Raw genomic sequence first — 19,030 nt, 5'->3', positions numbered from 1 at the left:
ATGAGCTTCGACGTCTCCCGGTGCTGCCTAGGGCGTCAGGAGATGCTGAAGTCCGCGCGCGAAGAGGACGTGGGACGAGAAGTAGTCGTGACCGTTCGGCCCCGTGAACAGTGTCACGTCGAACTGCGCCTCCTGAAGGATCTCCGTGAACTCGTGGGCGGCGGTGTAGAGCGAAGGAATGTCGTAGACGCGGTCGACCTCGAGCTCGCCGACGGTGAGCACGAAGCGGGTGTCCTGCGGGGGGAGGGCCGCGCGGAAACGAGCATAGAGCTCTCGTGGCTCGTGCCCGCGGCGCATGTACGCGATGCCTGGCGATCCCGCGATGACCTTGCCGAAGAGAGCGGATTCGTGTGCCGCCGTGATGATGGCGGCCTCGCCGCCCCCGCTGAACCCGGCGATGATGTTGCGTTCTCGCTCTGCCGGGAATTCGTAGTGGCTGCGCACGTGCGGCACGAGTTCGTTGCACACGAACTCGTCGAGAGGTACCTCGAAGAGCACCTCCGCCTGGCGGCTCTGGTAGGGGTTGTCGATGAAGACGATGGCCGTGCGTGCGATCGTGCCTGAGGACACGAGGGATTGGACGAGGTTCTGGGGTGGCCTGATGCCGCCGAGGCAGTTGGCTCCATCGAAGCTCCACAGTACGTTCTCTACGGGTTCTTCTCCCGGCGGCAGGTACACCCAGTAGTGTCGCTCGCCTCCGAGCGCGGTACTCACCAGCTGATGTTCGGTCAATGATCCGGATGCCGGTCGGTCCAGCGCCGCTACAAGGTCGACATCGCGTCCTGGGTCGAGATCGAGCACCGACGAGGGGTAGGGGTCGCGGTCGAGGTGCGCCGGAGGGTTGAGTGGATCGTGCACGAATCTGCTGTAAACCGGCCACTGTTCAGCGGTCTCCAGCCACGGGTCCCAATGGCCGTGGATGTCTGGCGCATACTGATACGCCACGCGCGTATCCCGCGGCAGGCGCAGCGTCAGATGAAAGACGTCGGTGTCGGGAAGCCGTCGAAGGAGGTGCTGCTCCCAGTCATTGAGCACGAGTCCGCCGCCGAGCCCGACGTGCTCTGTCGTTCCGGTGTCGTCGCGCCACAGGAACGTGACGGCGACTCCGTCGTCGTCGCCGTCGATCGGGGCGACCAGGGGTGCGCCCTCCGTTTCCACCTCGGCCCAGAACTCGGCGATGACCTTTGCCCTGTCGTCCGTGGTTGCCAGTTCTGCTCGCAGTGCTTCTACGCGTCGCCCTGTAGCAGGCTCTCGCCAGCCAGTCTCGTACCTCATCGTGTGATCCCTTCTGTCGTAACAATGCGCCCGCCCTGGATTACCGAGACGAGATGTTTGTCGATGTCTGCCAGCACTGTGATGTCGACGGTCGGGTCGGCGTCGAGGATGAGCAGATCAGCAATGGCTCCTTCCGCGACGACTCCGAGCTCGCCGGAGCGTTCGAGCAGCTCGGCCGCGGTCACGGTTGCCGAGCGAATAGCGTCGATGGCCGGCTGCACTTGTGCGAGCAGGCGGAATTCTTCGTTCTGGTGCCGTTGCATGCCGCCGAGCAGGTCGGAACCATAGACCAGATTGACGCCTGCCTCGTGGGCGCGACGGATCGCATCCAGCCCCGTCTCGAGAACCGTGTCGACCTTCTGCCACATCCCCTCGCTCAGACCGAATTCGCGGCCTTCCTCCTTCAGCGCCCAGTAGGTCACGAGGGTGGGTACGAGAAACGCGTCGTGCTCGAGGAAGAGGGCGATGCTCTCGTCGTCGAGCAGGTTGCCATGTTCAATCGAGCGCACTCCGGCCCGGAGGGCGCGGTTGATCGCGCGCGCCGTGTACGCGTGGGCGGCGACGTAGCGATTGGCGGCCGTGGCCTCGCCGACAGCTGCCTCCATCTCTTCAACCGAGTACTGGGTCGAGTCGATGCGGTCCGTCGGCGAGGACACTCCTCCTGAGGCCATGATTTTGATGTGGTGCGCACCCTTGCGGATCTCGTCGCGAGCCGCGGCCCGCACGGCGTCGACGCCATCGGCCACGGTTCCGATCCCGCAGCAGCCGCGAGAGCCGGGAGCGTGGTCTTCGCCTGGAAGTCGCATGTCGCCGTGGCCACCGGTCTGGCTCAGGGCGTGGCCACAGTAGAAGATGCGCGGGCCGACGAGAAGTCCCTCTTCCTGTGCCCGCGCCATTCCATGGTCGGCTCCGGAGAGATCGCGCACGGTGGTGAATCCGCGCTGCAGGGTCTCGCGCATGATCCGGGAGCCCTGGGCATAGATGTACGACGGGGCGTTGCGCTCGAGTTCTCGGAAGTCGGCGCTGAAGGCCGTGAGGTGCACGTGTGCGTCGATCAGGCCTGGCATTACTACGCGGCCCGTTGCGTCGATCTGCTCCGCGCCGCTGCGATTCAGGTCGATGCCGATCTCGCGGATGCGGCCGTTCTCGATTCGGATGTCTGCCGTGCGCGTTATACCCGCGACGACGTCGAGAACGTTACCGCCGGTGATAACGACGTTGCCGGTCTCGGTCGTGCTCGGTTGGGATGGGATACGGGTCATGGTGTGTTCTCTACTCAGTCATGGTGGTTGACCTTGTGCAAAATACTGGCGATGCACGGAGTTGTGCAGGCATATGTAGAGATTAGGGTGGTCATCGACGAGGGGTCAACCGATGAAACAGGGAATTAACACCGGGGGCGTGACCGCGTGGCTGTCCGCGCGACTGGGGGAGAAGAGGCTGTCCCCGCGCCAGGACCAGGTGCTCGCTGTGCTCAGGGCCCAGCCGAGACTCGCCTCGTATTCCTCCGTCACCGACGTCGCCCAGGCGGCCGGGTCGAACGCATCGACTGTCACGCGCACGGCGCAGGCTCTCGGGTACGACGGGTGGGCCGAGTTCCAGGTCGAGTTCCGCTCGCGCTACCTCTCGTCATTGAGTGCCGTCGAGGTCGCCGCTGAGCATGAGGCGGCGGCCCAGGATCCGTGCAGGCTTGCCATTTCAACCGATCAGGCCAACCTCGCCTACCTCGGACGTTCTGTGGACGCCGACCTGCTCCATCGTGTCGCCGACGCAATAGTCCGAGCGCGCCGCACATGGGTGATAGCGGGAGGCAGTTACGCGGTGCCAGGGCGTGCTTTGGAGCACAACGTCGGGATCGCCGGGTATGACATCCGGCTGCTCGACGCAGACGTTGCGGGCCTGGCCAATTCGATCGCGCGGCTGACGCAAGACGATGTCGTCGTGATATTCAGCCTGTGGCGCGTCTACGACAGCACCGTCCGCGCCGCCGCCATAGCGGCGGCGGCGGGGGCGGCGGTCGTTGTCATCACTGATGATGAGGCCTCGGAGGTGACGAAGGACGCAACGATAGTGGTCGTCGTGCCCTCCGAAGGGGCGGGATTCTTTCCGTCGCTCGTACCCAGCCTTGCGTTGGCCCAGGCCATCGCCGTGGAGGTCGCCTCACGCGATGTCGAGCATTCACGCGCAAGCATTGCGGCATCCGAGGCGAGCTGGGACGCGCTGAGGATCATGCGAAAACGACGTTAGGCGTCGGCGACGGTCACACCCGTCGTCACCCCGGATTCATTGAACGCATCCACGGCGAACCAGTAGCGCTGCCCTGCGTTCAGGGAGCGGATGGTGAGCTCATCGGCGTCGTAGACCATCCAGCTGTGGTAGAGCTTCTCCGGGTGGATGCCATAGCGCACGTTGTACCCGTCTGCTCCGGCCACCGGTTCCCAGGAGAGGTGCGCAGTGAGGGGATCCACCCGCTTCACTGTCGCCGAGACCTCGGCAGGCTGCTCCCCGCCGCCCACGCCGAACACGCGGATGCCGCTGACCGTGAGCGGGGCGCCGAACGGCATCCGGTAGCCGGTCAGGCGCACGTAGCGCACCGGAGTCGGTTCGCTGAGAACCACCAGTTTGTGTGGCGCGTCTACTCCGTCCTCACGTGTGTCGGCGACGGTGGCCCATGAGTCTCCGTCAGTCGATACCTCGAGCGTGTACTCGGGGGCCTGGATGTCGGTATAGATTCCGCGCACCTCGTGGTCTTTCGGCGCGGGGTCAGGTACGGCGGGGGCGAATGCCGCGAGGTCGTGGTCTGCGAGATTGACCTGGATCGCCCGTGCGTCTTTGGCGCTGCCGAGATCGAGCTGCAGCCAGTGCCCTGCGGCGGAGTCGCCGGCCACCCACCAGGTGCGTATGTCCTCGTTGACGGCGAGGGCCGGGCCGTGGTCCTCCAGAGAGGATGACGCCGTGGCATTGCTTCCGCGGGACATCAGCATCCAGCCCGGTGACGCCTCGGTCCACGGGTCGATAGGACCGTTGGGGACCACCATCGGGTAGTCCCCGAAGTTCTGATTGCAGAACAGCACGCCGTCGTCGTCGAAGCCGGCGGGAAACAGGCCGATGCGCCGCTCGAACGAGTGCGCGATGGATACCCGCATGGTGGCGGCGTGCCACCAGTTTCCGAAGTCGTCCTGGAAGGTGCTTCCGTGTCCCGCGCCGGTGATGAATCCTCCGGGCTTGGAGGAGAACGGGCTGTAGGGCGAGTATTCGAACGGGCCGAGGGGGCTCGACGAGGTCGCGTATCCGTCTGCGTAGGTGTTGGTCTCGGTGCCGGGTGCCGAGTACTGCAGGTAGTAGGTGTCGTCGCGCCGGTCCATCCAGGCGCCCTCGATGAACGGTCGAGTGCCCATGTGCTGGGCGATGATCCGTTCCATCTCGGTACGAGGCTCCTGGCGTACGTGATTCTCGCCGGGCTGCTCCCAACCACGGGTTTCCGTGTCCGAGTTGATCAGCTCGGCGCGCTCGCCGATCTGGCGGAACCCATCGAGGTCGACCCTGATGCCGTACAGGGGCTCCTTGTTGTCGCAACCCCAGTAGAAATACACCGAGCCGTCGTCGTCCTGAAACAGGTTCGGATCCCAGAAGGGGAAGGCGCTCACGGCGACCTCGGCGAAGTCGTCGGCAAGGGGATCGGTGCTCCGGAAGACGGGACAGCCCTCGTCTCGGCGGGATGCTGAGATGTACAGGGCTCCATCGATCACGCGCACATCGGGCGCGTAGTCCAGGATCGGCAGTTTGTCAGTCGCTGCGAAGGTCCAGGTCGCCAGGTCGGTCGTATGCCAGAACCCGCGCGACATCGACGCGAACATGTAATAGCGATCGTTGTATCGAACGATCGATGGGTCTGCTGCTTCACGGAAGACGCCGCGCGAGTGCTGCGGGATGCTGGCGTCCTGATATCGATACGCCAGATCGACGGGGTTGCACGTCACGCGGTGTTGAGATGTTAGATCCGAGGCCATAGTCGGGTCCTTCCTGAGGAGTGAGGGGAATTGCGGTAAGTCAGTAAGTGATGTTTCGACGTTCGACATCCGATCAGAGCGAGCGGAGCACGCGTACCCTGTCTGCGCGTGACCGCTGAACGACGGGGGTGCTTGCGGTCAGCACGTCGAATCCGTGCGGGCATCCGGGAATGACGTGCAATTCGGTCGAAACACCGGCGCGGGATAGTCCGCGGGCGTACTCCACGTCTTCGTCGCGGAAGATATCGAGTTCGCCGACCTCGATATATGCGTCGGCGAGGCCCGCGAAGTGGGTTTCACGTGCGGGAGCCGCCGACGATGGGACATCGCGTGAGCCGATGGAGTCTCCGAGAAGCGCATGCCAACCGGTGTAGTTGCTGTCGTAGGTCCAGCCGGCGAAGGGCACGAGGTGCGGATCTGGGACTGTATTCCGGTCGTCCAGCATCGGGTAGATGAGGATCTGCCGCGCAAGGGTGACCCCGCGCTCCCTGGCGAGGATGGCTACCGCCGCAGCTAGACCGCCACCGCCGCTGTCGCCCATAACGCCGATCCGGTCTGCATCGACGCCCAGAACTGCTGCTTGCTCGCGAAGCCAGACCAGGCCGGCGTACGAGTCCTCGACGGGCGTGGGATGAGGGTTCTCCGGGGCCGTTCTGTAGTCGACCGCCAGCATGGGCACGCCGCTGTCGGCCACGTACCCCGCGACGGTTCGGTCGAAGAGCTCGACGCTGCCAAGTACCATTCCGCCACCGTGGAGGTACACAACAGCAGACCCCGGGGCGGAATCGTCGGCCGCGGAATACCATCGACCCGCGATCTCTGCCCCGTCGAACGAGCGGATGACGACCTTGCGGCGGTTCACCTCGGGATACTCGGGCTGGTTCTCGCGAACCATTGCGAGGCCGCCTTCGCCGAGGGCGCGAAGAGTAGAGACATCGCCCCGTCCGACTGGTGGTGGAGGTGTGTCGCCGGCCATGGCCGCGAACATCGGCGCGAGGTCTGGGTGAATTTCGAACGGCACGGTGCAAACTCCTTCGTTTTGTGGTGCTGAGAGAGGGATAGAGAGGTCGGCGCGGGCTGCGTCTGTTGCGGTGGTCAGTCGTGGTTAGGCGAAAAGAGCAACGCACGCCTCGGCGAGGCGCGATTGGCCGGCACCGTTCGGGTGCAGATGGTCGCCGCTATCGAATTCATCTGCGAGTCGAGAGGGGTCGGACGACGAACGGAGTGCGAGGTCGAAGTCAAGGAACCGGGCCGGGGGAGAAACGGCGCGGATCCACCCGTTCACCTCGTGCCGTGTTCGTTCTCGATCGGCGTCATAGCCGTCGGCGGGGAGGAAAGGGGTGATCGTCGCCAGGATCGGGACAACGTCGGCTGCCACGCATCTGTTGACGAGGACGTCGAGCGCGTTGATCAGATCCTCTGCAGAAGGGACCGTCTCCGTCGGCGCGGCGGGTGTTCCCGGATGGCCGAGGTCGTTGGTCCCGAGAGCGAGAACGGCATGGGTGACTCCGGACGTGCCCAGCACATCACTGGTGAAGCGCTCGAGCCCTGAGCGCCCGAAGAACGATCCGGCCGGTCCCGCACCGTCGCGGCGCAGGCGGTTCCCTGAGATGCCCCGATTCAGCAGCACGACCTTCTTGTGCGTCAGCAGGGCTGAAGCCCGTTCCGGCCATCCTGCCGCTGTGATCGAGTCGCCCAGGCAGGCCACGACAGCCGTGACGTCGTGGCTCAGGATCTCCACGGCCCGGAGGAGAGGCGTCGGACGTGTGAACGAGGTGCCATCGGGTGCAGTGACGGATGGTGTGACGACGGGCGCATCCACGGGGTCTCCGACGTGGTTGCCCGCATCGGACGGGCTCCATGCGGCGCCAGCGATGTTGCCCGTCGAGAGCGTTGTCGCTTCGGGCAGATACACATCGATCACGACGTCACGGCCGTCATTTTCGTCGGTGGCCAGAGCATCGCTTGTCAGTTCTCCGCCGGGGGGTATCTCGCCCCACGGGCGCCCGTCGAAGGACACTGGCGCACTCCTGTCGGCGAAGACCGCCGCAGCTTCGCCGATCAGGATCGGGGCGGTGCCGAGGCGATTCGACAAGACAAAACGAATCGCTGACCCGGCAAGAGTCAATCGAACCTGAATCCTCATCGTCACGTCAGAAACTTCAGGGGCCTGGCCGATGTCGGTCACAGCCTGGGTCCACCCTGCGATCCACGTTTCAGCGTCGAGCTTCGTCATTGGCCTGATTTCTGTTGGAGAAGAGATGTCCGCCGATTGAGGCGGCGTAGGCGTCGGCGCGGATCCGAGGTCGGTCATGAACGCGTTGGTTCGTGCGACCCGGAGGCGATGAGGCGTCGGACGAAGGCGCGTACCAGTCTTTCCAGATCCACGGACTGTTCGTCGTACAGCCATTGGATCTGAAGTCCGTCGATGACGCCGACGAGCAGTGTCGCGAAGTCGACTGCGGAGAGCTCCGTGTCACCGAGCGGTTTGCTCGCGATCGTTTCGAGGTAGAGCGACAGCTCGGCCCGGATGCGCGCGTAGCGTTCCTCGTAGTACGCATGAGCTGGGTGATCGGGCGCGATCGCTTCGGCGGAGAGTACGGAATACAGCTCGACGAGCCGGGGTTTGCGGAGCGATTCAGCGAGGGCGTCGAACAGGATATCCGGGGCGCCGTCCGAGGCGCCTTCGGCAGCGCGCCCTGCTTGAATGTCGCGATCTGCGAGCACCGCCATCAGCAGCTCATCCTTCGACGAGAAGTGGTGGGAGACGCCCTTGGCCGTCAGACCGCAGGCGGCAGCGACATCCTTCATCGTGGTGCCGCGGTACCCGGACGCGGCGAAGATGCCGGACGCTGCTTCGATGATGCGCGCACGAACCTCGGGTGTCTTGGAGTATGGCCCCCGTTGCGCTGTCATGATCTCCTCTGATCCGAAATTCTCACTGCGATGAGGTTTATGCTAGCGTACGAAAAGTACACAGCGATGGTGCTTTCGGCGTATCAGGGCGCACCGTTTCTCCTTCAATGAACGGATCACAGCAATGACTGACTTCCTCTGGGGCGCCAGCACATCCCCCCACCAGGTCGAGGGCAACAACCTCAACAGTGACTGGTGGGCCCAAGAGCAGGCTTTCCCGCAGTTGTTCGAGCGCAGCGGTGACGCCCTCGACAGTTACCACCGATATGCGGAAGATATGAAGCTTCTCGCCGACGCTGGTCTGAACGCCTACCGGTTCGGGATCGAGTGGGCTCGGATCGAACCGGTCGAGGGGCATATCTCCCGGGCGGAGCTGGCGCATTACCGGCGCATGATCGACGCGGCGTTGGAGGCAGGGCTGACCCCGGTTGTCACCATTCAGCACTTCACCGTGCCTGCCTGGTTCAAGCGGGCAGGCGGATGGCTCGCCCCGGAGGCCATCGACCGCTTCCGCTCGTTCGTCGCGGCGAGTACCGAGATCCTCGCCGACGTGCCGTACATCATCACGATCAACGAGCCGAATGTTCTCGCCCTGATGTCGCTGCGAGAGCCGATGATGAGGGCTATCGAGGACGGCACCTTTGACCAGAATGCTGCAGCGGCGGACCACTCCGAGGCTCTTGCACGAGTGGTGCCTCCTCTGGCGATCGGCGATCGGCTGATCGAGGCCCACGCGGCCGCGCGTGAGATCCTGCGCGCATCTGTGTCAGGGAAGGTCGGCTGGAGCGTAGCGGGTCAGGCGTTTCAGAGCACTCCGGGTAACGAGGATCGCTTCGCCGAGATCAAGTACGTCTGGGAGGACAAGTTCCTCGAGGCGTCGCGAGAAGACGATTTCATCGGCGTTCAGGCGTACACGAGCCAGCTGATCGACGCGGTCGGCATCGTTCCCCACGTCGAGGATCCCGCCAACACACTCAACGGCTGGGCCTACCGGCCGGATGCTCTCGGCATCGCGGTGCGCAATGCCGCCGACGTGACCGGTGGCATCCCGGCACTGATTACCGAGAACGGCATCGCCACGGCCGACGACGAACGTCGGATCGCCTATACCTCGGAGGCGCTGGCGCACCTCGCGGAGGCGATGGCAGAGGGAATCGACGTTCGTGGCTACCTGCACTGGTCGGCCCTCGATAACTATGAGTGGGGTGACTGGGAATCGACATTCGGGCTCATCGCCGTCGACAGGACGACTTTCGCGCGGCATCCCAAGCCCAGCCTCGGCTGGCTCGGTCGTGTCGCCCGTCGGGGGGTCCCGACTTCCGAGTCCCTCGCCGCCGCTCGCTGACCCGCTACTGAGGACCTACACCATGTCGCAGCACCTCTACCAGAACCCGACCGCATCGACGAGCGAGAGGGTTGCCGACCTGCTGGGTCGGATGACACTGGAGGAGAAGGCGGGTCAGCTGACTCAGTACTTCTATTTCGGTTCGTTTGGTGAGGCGCCGGCGGATATCGATATTGACGCGCTGCCTCCTGAGCATCGGCAGTTCGTCGGGCAGCCGGCGATGGTGCGGGATGCGATTGCGCGGGGTGCGACGGGGTCTGTTTTGTTCGTGCGGGAGGCGAGGATGGCGAATGTGCTTCAGCGTTCCGCGGTCGAGGACACGCGCCTGGGCATCCCGTTGATTTTTGGTTTCGATGTCGTTCACGGACACCGCACCGTGTTTCCTGTGCCGATTGCACAGGCTGCGTCGTGGGATCCTGACGCGGTCGAGGAGTCGCAGAGGACTGCTGGGCGCGAGGCTCGTGCGAGTGGGATTCACTGGACGTTCGCTCCGATGGTCGATATTGGCCGGGATCCTCGGTGGGGTCGTATCGTCGAGGGTGCTGGTGAGGATCCGCATCTCGGGGCTGCGATGGCTGCCGCCCAGGTACGAGGTTTTCAGGGCTCGTTCGGTCCGGAGAGCATCCTCGCCGGCCCCAAGCACTTCGCGGCCTATGGTGCCGCGCGCGGTGGCCGTGACTACGACGAGGTCGAGGTGTCCGATTCGGAGTTGCGGAATGTCTATCTGCCGCCGTTCGCGGCGGCGATCGAGGCCGGTGCGGCGAATGTGATGAGCGCGTATATGGAGCTCAACGGTGTTCCCGCGAGCGGTAATCGGTGGCTCCTTCGGGATGTGCTTCGAGACGAGCTCGGTTTCACCGGTTTTGTCGTTTCGGACGCGAATGCGGTGCGGTCTCTTACGGCCCAGCACTTCGCGGCCGACCTGACTGACGCGGCGGTTCGAGCGGTTACGGCCGGTTTGGACATGGAGATGTGCATGTTCGATCCCGCTTTCGCGTCCGTGCCGGAGGCGGTCAGAGCGGGACTTGTCGAGGAGAGTGCCGTCGACGAATCCGTGACTCGGATCCTCGCGGTCAAGTTCGATCTGGGTCTCTTCGAGAGCCCCTATGCGAATGAGGAGGCGGAGGACGCGGTTCTCGCGGCCCCGGAGCACCGCGATCGGGCTCGGGCGATGGCCGAGTCCTCGGCCGTGCTGCTGAAGAATGACGGTCTGCTTCCTCTGCAACTCGAGTCGCTCGGCTCGATCGCGGTCATCGGTGAGCTCGCGGACAGCAAGCGTGACACGCTTGGCCCCTGGGTGTTCTCGCATGACACAGACGAGACCATCACGATCGTCGAGGGCATCCGGGCACGGGTCGCGGGCGCAGCCGAGGTGCGTTCCGCGTTCGGTGCAGGGATTCCCTCGCGTCTCTTCGCGTCGGATTTCGACCAGCACGACCCGACAGTCGTGGGCACGCCCGATGACTACGATGATGATGCGGCGATTGAGCAGGCGGTCGCCCTCGCTGCGGACTCCGACGTGGCCGTTGTCGTCGTCGGACAGCGGCAGAATCAGATCGGTGAGACCGCTTCTTCGTCGACCCTCGCGTTGCCGGGTCGGCAGCTCGAGCAGCTTCAGCGGATCGCGGAGACCGGTACGCCGGTTGTTCTGCTGGTGATGTCTGGTCGCCCGTTGGATCTGAGGTGGCCGGATGTGCATATCCCGTCGATTCTGGAGATCTGGTATCCGGGAACTCGCGGAGGCGACGCCGTTGCAGCTTTGCTGTTCGGCGACGTGTCGCCCGCCGGGCGCCTGCCGTTCACGTGGCCGCGTCATGTCGGGCAGGTTCCGATCATCTCGTCTCATCTGCGCACCTTCCAGCCCGAGAACCAGGGCAAGCGGTATTGGGATGAAGAGTCCACCTCGTTGTACCCGTTCGGGTATGGTCTCAGCTACGCGACCTTCACCTACGGCGATGTCCAGCTCGAGCGCGCGAGCGTCGAGGTAGGCGAGACCGTAGCCGTGACAGTCGATGTGACGAACACGTCCGATGTTGCGGCGGACGAGGTGGCACAGCTCTACATCCACCAGCGTCATGGGCGCGCTGCGCGCCCGGTGCGTGAGCTGAAGGGTTTCCAGCGCGTGCACCTCGAAGCGGGCGAGTCTCGCACGCTGACATTCGCCCTTGGCCCGGAGCAGTTGCGTTACTGGAGCGCTGCTGATCGCGGCTGGGTGCAGGATGCGACCACTATCGAGCTCGGCGTTGGCCCGTCGTCGGCGACTGCTCTGAATAACGTTCTTACCATTACCCCGACCGCCGCACGATGAGTATTCAGGAGAAGCACATGTCCACGTTCCGCCCGGATTTCCTCTGGGGTGCCTCTTCGGCACCTCATCAGATCGAGGGAAACAACCTCGCCAGCGACTGGTGGAAGAGCGAGGCGATGATGCCCGGCATGGAGCCGAGTGGTGATGCGGTGGACAGCTATCACCGCTATCGGGAGGACATGCAATTGCTCGCCGACGCCGGTTTGGACACGTACCGTTTCGGTATCGAGTGGGCGCGGATCGAGCCGCGACAGGGGCATGTTTCGTGGGCAGAGCTCGCCCACTACCGGCGGATGATCGACACGGCATTCGAGCTGGGTTTGACTCCGGTGATCACTTTGAATCACTTCACGATTCCGCTGTGGTTCGCTGATGAAGGCGGATGGGCCGGCGACACCGCTCTCGAGCGGTGGACCTTCTACGTCGATACGGTCATGCCGATCCTGACGGGTGTTGAGTGGATCATCACCTTCAATGAGCCGAACATGCTCTCGATGATGATCAAAGCGCAGCAGATGTTCACTTCAGGGGATATGGGCGACTGGGTCAGTCCCACGGTGGAGGACGAGCCCGATAGTGGTCGGGCGGCGATGCTTCCCGATCCTGACCCGGTGATCGGGCGGCGTTTCATCGAGCTGCATCGGGCGGTCCGCGACACTATCCGTGAGCGCACCGGCGCGAAGGTCGGCTGGAGCATCGCCTGCCTGGCTTTGACCGCAACGCCGGGCAATGAGGAGAAGCTGGTATCGGTGCGTTATGACTGGGAGGATCTCTATCTCGAGGCGTCTCGCGAGGACGACTTCCTTGGGGTCCAGGCGTATTCGTCGCAGGCTGTTGACGAGAACGGTCTCGTCGCACATCCTCCGCACCCGGACAATACCCTCACCGGTGCCGCGTACCGCCCGGATGCTCTGGGCATGGCTGTCCGTCACGCGGCGGAGGTTGCGGGGGTCCCGATCCTGGTGACGGAGAACGGCATCGCGACCGCGGATGACACCCGCCGTATCGCTTATACCGAGGGTGCTCTTGCTGGACTTGCGGATGCTGTCGCTGATGGCATCGATGTTCGCGGATACCTGCATTGGAGCATCCTCGACAACTACGAGTGGGGGCACTGGGGTCCCACGTTCGGTCTCATCGCTGTCGACCGGACGACCTTCGTCCGCATCCCCAAGCCGAGCCTTTACTGGCTCGGACAACGCGCCGGCGCGCACCGGCAATGATCAGACGATGACGCGGGCTGGTGTGCCGATCAGCTTGAGAAAGGCTCCCATGACCGCCTCGGCGTCGACGTCCTCACGGTTGTAGAGCCACTGGATCTGGACTCCGTCGCTGAGCGCGATCAGCATCTGAGCGAGGATCCGCGCGTCCATTCCATCGCGTAGTTCGCCCTCGTCGTGCAGACGCTGCAGTGCCTCTTCGGCGAATTCGGTGAACTGTTCGTACCGCACGCGGTAGTGCTCGTGCGCCGGATGATCGGGCGAGGTGGCCTCGGCTGACAGCAGTGTGTGCAGCTCGACCTGGCCAGGATTCTTGACATTGTCGTGGACGACTCGAAGGATCGCGCGGAGGAAGTCGGTATGCGCCGGTTCGGTGATCTGTTCGGCGAGGGACTCTTCCCGGGTCTTGATGATCTGCACGAGCAGGTCGTCCTTCGAGGGGAAGTGGTGCACCAGACCGCGTTGGCTGATACCGGCGCGTTCGGCGATGTCTTTCATCGTCGTCGCGCGATAGCCGGACTCGGAGAAAGCGGCGGTTGCGGCGGCGAGGATTCTCGCGCGCACAATCGGAGTCTTCGCGTAAGGGCCGCGCGCTGTCGGCTTCTCGCTCATCTAGTCTCCTTGCGCGTGTGGTCAGCTCATGATACTTCTCGCCGATCGCTGATCAGAGAACTGCGCCCGCCTGCTCATCCCGCGCGCGCTGCTCCTCGCGCAAGCGCACGCGCTCGGCGCGTCGACGCTCCTGAGCCGCTGGGTCGGCGACGGGAGCCGCCAGGAGAAGACGCTCGGTGTACGGGTGCTCCGGTGTTTTCGTGACGATTGCCGCGGGCCCCGTCTCGACGAGGTCGCCGCGGTAGAGCACGGCTACCCGGTGGCTGATGTGGCGGACGACGGCGAGATCGTGCGAGATGAAGAGGTAGGCGACTCCGGTGGAGCGCTGGATCTCCAGAAGCAGTTCGAGCACTCGCGCCTGCGTCGTCAGGTCGAGGGCCGAGACCGGCTCGTCGCAGACGATCAATCGCGGCGACGGGGCGAGCGCACGAGCGATCGCAATCCGCTGCCGCTGGCCACCGCTGAATTCACGAGGAAGGCGATCGATGGCGCCGAGGGGCAGGCCGACTTCGTCGAGCAGCCCCCGCACGCGACTGCGGGCATCCCGAGCGGTCGATCCCTGGGTGACGAGCGGCTCGGTGAGAATCTCGCCGATCGTCATCGTGGGATTGAGGGAGCTGTAGGGATCCTGGAAGACGACCTGCATGTCCCGCGCCAGCCGTCGACGTTTCGCTGCGTTCGCGGCGGTGATGTCGGTGCCGTCGAAGTGAATCGAACCGCCGCTGGGCTTGACCAGACCGAGGACGGCCCGGCCGATGGTCGTCTTGCCCGAACCGGACTCGCCGACCACGCCAAGAGTCTCGCCTGCGGCGACATCGAGCGAGACGCCGTGCAGTACTTCCCGAGGCTTACGCAGAACTCCACGGGTGCCGAACGAGACGCGCAGATCTCGCAGGCTCAGCAGTTGCTCGCTCATCGGGCTACCTCCTTGTGGTCGCGCGGAGCCACGGGCGGATCTGTGCGCACCGTGTCCTCGTCGAGGATCGAGTCCAAGAGGGTACGGGTGTAGTCCGCCTGAGGCTCTGCAAAGGTCTGGCGGACCTTGCCGGTCTCGACGATTCGTCCCTTCTGCATAACGGCCATGGACTCGCAGAGGTCGGCGACCACTCCGAAGTTGTGCGTGACGAGCAACACGGCCATACCGAGCTCCGCTTGCAGATCGCGCAGCAGATCGAGGATCTCGGCCTGAACGGTGACGTCGAGTGCCGTCGTCGGTTCGTCAGCAATCAGGAGGGCAGGACGGCTCGCGACGGCACCGGCGATCAGCACGCGCTGCGCCATGCCACCCGAGATCTCGAAGGGGTACATCCGGAACACCCGTTGCGGATCGGGGATCCCGACCCGCGCCAGGAGTGCGAGAACGCGTTCCTTCGCCTCTCGATTCGAGAGGGTCGACGTGGCTCGGAGCGACTCCACGAGTTGGGACCCGACGCGGTAAGAGGGGTCGAGGTTCGACATCGGCTCCTGCGGGATGTAGGCGATTGTCTTGCCGCGGTAGGTTCGGAGTTCCTCGCCGCTCAGCCCGAGCAGTTCCCTGCCGTTCAGCTGCACGGAACCACGGGTGATCACCGCCTCCGGCGGAAGCAGGCCAAGCACGGCAAACGCCGTCTGGGTCTTCCCTGAGCCCGACTCGCCGACCAGCCCCAGGATTTCTCCCGCGCGCACGTCGAGATCGACGCCGTGAACGACCTCTTCGATCTCGCCGGTCGTGGAGGGGTAGCCGATGGCCAGATGGCGGATCCTCAGAAGCGGGGCTTCGTCCTCCTCGCCCATCGATACCGGCTCCGCCGGCGATTCCGTGCGGCCACGACGGGGCGGCACTGTGCGTAGTCCCTCCAGCGCGTCGCGCAGCGCATTACCCAGAAGGACAAGCGAAGCGGTGAGGATACCGAGTACGAGGCTGGGCCAGAGGAACTGCAGAGGCCGTCGAGTGAGATTCGTGAAGCCTTCCCCGACCATCGAGCCGAAGCTCGGAACCGCCGACGAGCCGATTCCTAGGAAGGCGAGGCCGGCCTGGGTGGCGATGGCGGTGCCGATCAGGAACGCGGTCGCCACGATGATCGGCCCGCGTACGGCGGACAGCACGTGTCGGCCGAGGATGCGCGTGTTCGACAGGCCGGACACGCGGGCGGCGTCGACGAACAGCTCCTGTTTTGTGCCCATCACGAGGTTGCGGGTGATCCGGAAGATCGTAGGCGAGAGCATAAAACCGAAGATGAGCATCGTGAAGCGGTAGTCGCCTCCCGTGACGGGAGTGAGCACGATAAGCAGCAGCACGCCGGGGAACGTCATAACGAGGTTGAAGACCCACTCCGTGACGGCTGAGGTGCGCCGCCCGAAGTAGCCTCCGATGAGTCCCATCGTGACGCCAACCACGAGGGCGACCCCGGCGCCGATGAGTCCAGAGATCGCGCTCGTCTGGGCGGACGCGAGGAGCCGGGCAAGGATGTCGCGTCCACTCTGATCGGCGCCGAGGGGGTGGCCGGGGGTTCCGGGTAGAGCGTTCGCCGACCTGAGGTCGGCCTGATTGGGATCGACTGCAAGGAAGATGGGCCCGAGAAAACCGGCGGCGACGATGATCAGAATCAGGGTCGTGGTGATGATCGCCTGCGGGTCGCGGGCGAGCCGCCGCAGGACCGATCGGCGAGGTGTGGCAGAGAGGTCGGGGTCGTTGAGAAGCTGCTCAGCACTCATAGCATCCTCGCTTTCGGGGTCAGCCAGCCGATCGCGAGATCGACGAGGAGATTGACGAACACCACGAGCATCACGCTGAATGCGGTGATGCCCAGGATGACGGGAACGTCTCCACGGAGAGCGGAGTTGAGTGAGAAAGTGCCGTAACCGGGCAGTGCGAAGACCTTCTCGATGAAGATCGCTCCTCCGAGCATCGTGATGAACTCGAAGCCCAACACAGTGACGGCGGGAGCCGCAGCGTTGCGGAGCACATGCTTGAGGATGATCGCGCGGCGAGAGAGTCCGCGGGCCTCGAGGGTGCGCACGTAGTCTTTCCGCAACTCTCCGATCATCGCGCCTCGGACCTGGGCGGACATGCTTGCGGTCCCCGCGACCACGAGCACAAAGACGGGGATGGTGATCGCCGCAAGGTACCGGCCGAAGTCGTCGCCCGGCGCGGTGTATCCGGTTGCCGGTAGTACCTTCAGCGTGATCGCGAAGACGAGTACCAGGCCGATGGAGAGCAGGAGGCCGGGGATAAGCATGCCGACCAGTGAGATGCCCTGAGCGAGCCGGTCGACGATGCCACCGCGGACCGCGGCGGTCACTCCCAGCACGATGCTGAGCAGCACCGAGAGAACGAGCGCGACCAGCACGATGGAGAGGGTCACGCTCAGCCGCTGTGACACCGCAGGGATGACCGGCTCGCTGGTGAACAGGGATCGTCCCAGGTCGCCTTGGACCGCGTGAAGGAGCCAGTCGCCGTACTGCACGAGGATCGGTCGGTCCCAGCCGAGTTGCGTGGTCTTGGCCGCCACCGTCTCGTCGGTTCCCGCAGGTCCGAGGAGTGCCCGAACGACGCTGTCGAAGGTCGTTGCCAGGAGCAGATAGGTGATGAAGGTCACGAGCACGGCCAGCACGATGCCGGCGACGAAGCGACGAAGAATGTAGGCAGCCATGATTCTCAGAAGGTAGTAGTGCGGTCCCGGCGGACCGGGACCTCACTGCGCGGGTGGGGGAAGGTCAACCGGCGATGCCGTAGTTGGCGATGTCCAGCGGGACTGCTGTGTCGGCGAGGAACGAGATCCCCTTGGCGAGACCGTAGTACGTCGACGTGTAGTACACGGGTGCGACGAGCGCGTTCTCTACCGAGTACTTGTTGATCTCCTCGTATGCCGCGCCCTGCGCGTCGGGGTCAGCGGTGAGGCTGTTCACCTTGTCGAGCAGAGCGGTGAGTTCAGGTGTCGTGTAGCTGGTCGGGTTGAGAAGCCCGTCGGCGCCGAGGTCGCTGCGCGTCATGATCGACGGCGAGTTGAGACCCTCGTAGAACCACGCCATCGCGTACTTGCCCGACGAGAGCGAGCTGACGACCTCCTGTGGCGGCACGGATTCCCAGGTCACCGTGATTCCGATATCCGCCAGCGTCTGCGTGAGTGCGGGTTCCGTGGCCTGCGAGAAGTACGTGCTGGGCATCGTCAACGCGAAGCCATCGGGGTAGCCGGCTTCTGCCAGCAGAGCCTTCGCGCCCTTGACGTCATACGGGTACGTTTTGTTCAGGTCCTCTACGTACCCGGGCTGGCCGGGGTTGTAGAACTGCTCCGTCGGTACGCCGGCTCCGAGGAGGAGCTGGTCGACGTAGAGCTGGCGGTCGAAGGCCATGTTTATTGCCTGACGCACACGAACGTCACCGAGCGCCGGAACGATCGAGCCGGTACGGTCCAGGAACAGCAGGCTGCCGACTGCGCTTGCATCGACAACGTGCACGCTGAATCCTGCCGCCTTGATCGAGTCGGCTTGATCGGAAGCGATCGTCGAAACCGAGATCTCGCCGGCCTGCAGTGCGTTGAAGCGTGCTTGGCTGTCTGCGAGAACGCGGGCAGTGACGGTCTGGAACGGGTACGCGGCGGCGTTCCAGTGATCCTCACGCTTCGTCATGACGTAGGAGGAACCCGTGACGGTGGCAGCCGTGTCGAGCACGTAGGGGCCTGACCCGATCGGGTTGAGCGCGATGTCGTCGTTGTTGAGCGTCGCGGCGTCCGCGATCACGCCTGCGCCGGTGGCGAGGTTGATCAAGAGGGACGGGTCGGGGGCGTTGAGGTTCAGCACGACGGTCAGGTCATCGGGAGCATCCACCGAAGCGATGGAGGCGACGTCCGGTGTGCGGACGCCGGGGGTCTCCTTCATGCGGTTGATCGTCGCAACGACGTCGGCCGACGTCACGGCGTCTCCATTGCTGAAGGTCATGCCTTCGCGCAGAGACAGAGTGAGAACACGCCCGTCAGCCGAGTATTCGTAGGATTTTGCGGCGTTCGGCTGCACGACGCCGTCGTTGTCGACCTTCAGAAGCGTGTCGAAGACACCCGTCCAGATCACGGCGGACTCGCCGAGGTCGAGTTGCGCCGGATCGAAGGTGGCGGGCTGAGCGCCGATGCCGATGCCGATGGTGGTCGGTGCTGTGCCGGCCGAGTTCGAACCGCCGCCGGAAGGCGAGCAGGCCGAGAGCGTGAGAGCGAGTGCTGCGCTCATCGTCGCGACAGCCAGGGCCTGTCGGCGACGCCCCGCTGATGCGCGGAATGTGATCACGATTTAACTCCTTTGTCGAGTGATTCCGACCCTGTCCAGCAGGATCGGATGCCATCCAAGCACGTCTTGAGCGAAATTACCACTGCTC

Annotated in this window: 15 protein-coding genes; 4 read left to right on the top strand and 11 right to left on the bottom strand. The window is 64.4% G+C overall.

Translation table 11 applies throughout. The features are described from left to right. Positions 1-27: 27 nt before the first annotated feature. Both TZ00_RS07055 and TZ00_RS07050 read right to left on the bottom strand, forming a co-directional pair. On the bottom strand, positions 28-1,275 hold the full coding sequence (locus tag TZ00_RS07055) for an alpha/beta hydrolase (protein WP_044440524.1): 1,248 nt from the start codon (positions 1,273-1,275) through the stop codon (positions 28-30). Beyond that, a complete protein-coding gene (locus tag TZ00_RS07050; protein ID WP_044440522.1) occupies positions 1,272-2,537 on the bottom strand; it encodes a metal-dependent hydrolase family protein in 1,266 nt (421 codons plus the stop codon). Before TZ00_RS07050 ends, TZ00_RS07055 begins: the two co-directional genes overlap by 4 nt. 112 nt (positions 2,538-2,649) lie before the next feature. Here TZ00_RS07050 and TZ00_RS07045 point away from each other — a divergent pair, with 112 nt between their 5' ends. Beyond that, positions 2,650-3,522: a MurR/RpiR family transcriptional regulator gene (locus TZ00_RS07045; RefSeq protein ID WP_044440520.1), complete on the top strand. Its 873-nt coding sequence runs from the start codon at positions 2,650-2,652 to the stop codon at positions 3,520-3,522. Here the strand turns inward: TZ00_RS07045 and TZ00_RS07040 are convergent. From TZ00_RS07040 to TZ00_RS07025, 4 genes are all read right to left on the bottom strand, one after another. After that, positions 3,519-5,255, bottom strand: a complete 1,737-nt coding sequence (locus tag TZ00_RS07040) for a family 43 glycosylhydrolase (RefSeq protein WP_202965830.1) — start codon at positions 5,253-5,255, stop codon at positions 3,519-3,521. The two genes, TZ00_RS07045 and TZ00_RS07040, sit on opposite strands and share 4 nt — an antisense overlap. 103 nt (positions 5,256-5,358) lie before the next feature. Then, complete coding sequence (locus TZ00_RS07035; RefSeq protein ID WP_202965829.1) at positions 5,359-6,306, bottom strand: alpha/beta hydrolase fold domain-containing protein; 948 nt, start codon at positions 6,304-6,306, stop codon at positions 5,359-5,361. Between the two features lie 84 nt (positions 6,307-6,390). Further along, positions 6,391-7,521 (bottom strand): GDSL-type esterase/lipase family protein, encoded by a 1,131-nt coding sequence (locus TZ00_RS07030; protein WP_044440514.1) that lies wholly within the window; start codon positions 7,519-7,521, stop codon positions 6,391-6,393. 74 nt (positions 7,522-7,595) lie between these two features. After that, positions 7,596-8,201, bottom strand: a complete 606-nt coding sequence (locus tag TZ00_RS07025) for a TetR/AcrR family transcriptional regulator (RefSeq protein WP_044440512.1) — start codon at positions 8,199-8,201, stop codon at positions 7,596-7,598. Positions 8,202-8,325: 124 nt separating this feature from the next. On the opposite strand from TZ00_RS07025, the gene TZ00_RS07020 reads away from it, so the two are divergent. Genes TZ00_RS07020 through TZ00_RS07010 form a run of 3 tightly spaced genes read left to right on the top strand, consistent with a single transcriptional unit; the run spans position 8,326 to position 13,077 of the window. Further along, on the top strand, positions 8,326-9,546 hold the full coding sequence (locus TZ00_RS07020) for a family 1 glycosylhydrolase (RefSeq protein WP_044440510.1): 1,221 nt from the start codon (positions 8,326-8,328) through the stop codon (positions 9,544-9,546). A 22-nt stretch (positions 9,547-9,568) separates the two neighbouring features. Then, positions 9,569-11,854: a glycoside hydrolase family 3 N-terminal domain-containing protein gene (locus tag TZ00_RS07015; protein ID WP_044440509.1), complete on the top strand. Its 2,286-nt coding sequence runs from the start codon at positions 9,569-9,571 to the stop codon at positions 11,852-11,854. A 17-nt stretch (positions 11,855-11,871) separates the two neighbouring features. Then, positions 11,872-13,077: a family 1 glycosylhydrolase gene (locus TZ00_RS07010; protein WP_044441302.1), complete on the top strand. Its 1,206-nt coding sequence runs from the start codon at positions 11,872-11,874 to the stop codon at positions 13,075-13,077. On the opposite strand, the gene TZ00_RS07005 is transcribed toward TZ00_RS07010, so the two are convergent. From TZ00_RS07005 to TZ00_RS06985, 5 genes are all read right to left on the bottom strand, one after another. Further along, a complete protein-coding gene (locus TZ00_RS07005) occupies positions 13,078-13,686 on the bottom strand; it encodes a TetR/AcrR family transcriptional regulator (protein ID WP_044440508.1) in 609 nt (202 codons plus the stop codon). Positions 13,687-13,738: 52 nt separating this feature from the next. After that, a complete protein-coding gene (locus tag TZ00_RS07000) occupies positions 13,739-14,602 on the bottom strand; it encodes an ATP-binding cassette domain-containing protein (RefSeq protein WP_044440507.1) in 864 nt (287 codons plus the stop codon). Further along, positions 14,599-16,380, bottom strand: a complete 1,782-nt coding sequence (locus TZ00_RS06995) for a dipeptide/oligopeptide/nickel ABC transporter permease/ATP-binding protein (protein ID WP_044440506.1) — start codon at positions 16,378-16,380, stop codon at positions 14,599-14,601. The genes TZ00_RS07000 and TZ00_RS06995 overlap by 4 nt, the downstream gene beginning before the upstream one ends. Beyond that, entirely contained in the window at positions 16,377-17,318 is a 942-nt protein-coding gene (locus tag TZ00_RS06990; protein WP_044440504.1) for an ABC transporter permease, read from the bottom strand. Before TZ00_RS06990 ends, TZ00_RS06995 begins: the two co-directional genes overlap by 4 nt. Positions 17,319-17,382: 64 nt before the next feature. Further along, positions 17,383-18,942 (bottom strand): ABC transporter substrate-binding protein, encoded by a 1,560-nt coding sequence (locus TZ00_RS06985; RefSeq protein WP_052521374.1) that lies wholly within the window; start codon positions 18,940-18,942, stop codon positions 17,383-17,385. Between the last annotated feature and the right edge of the window lie 88 nt (positions 18,943-19,030).

The organism is Agreia bicolorata (assembly GCF_000938265.1).
Lineage (GTDB): Bacteria > Actinomycetota > Actinomycetes > Actinomycetales > Microbacteriaceae > Agreia > Agreia bicolorata.
The sequence above is the reverse complement of the archived record's forward strand: the minus strand, read 5'-3'. Positions and strand labels throughout refer to the sequence as shown.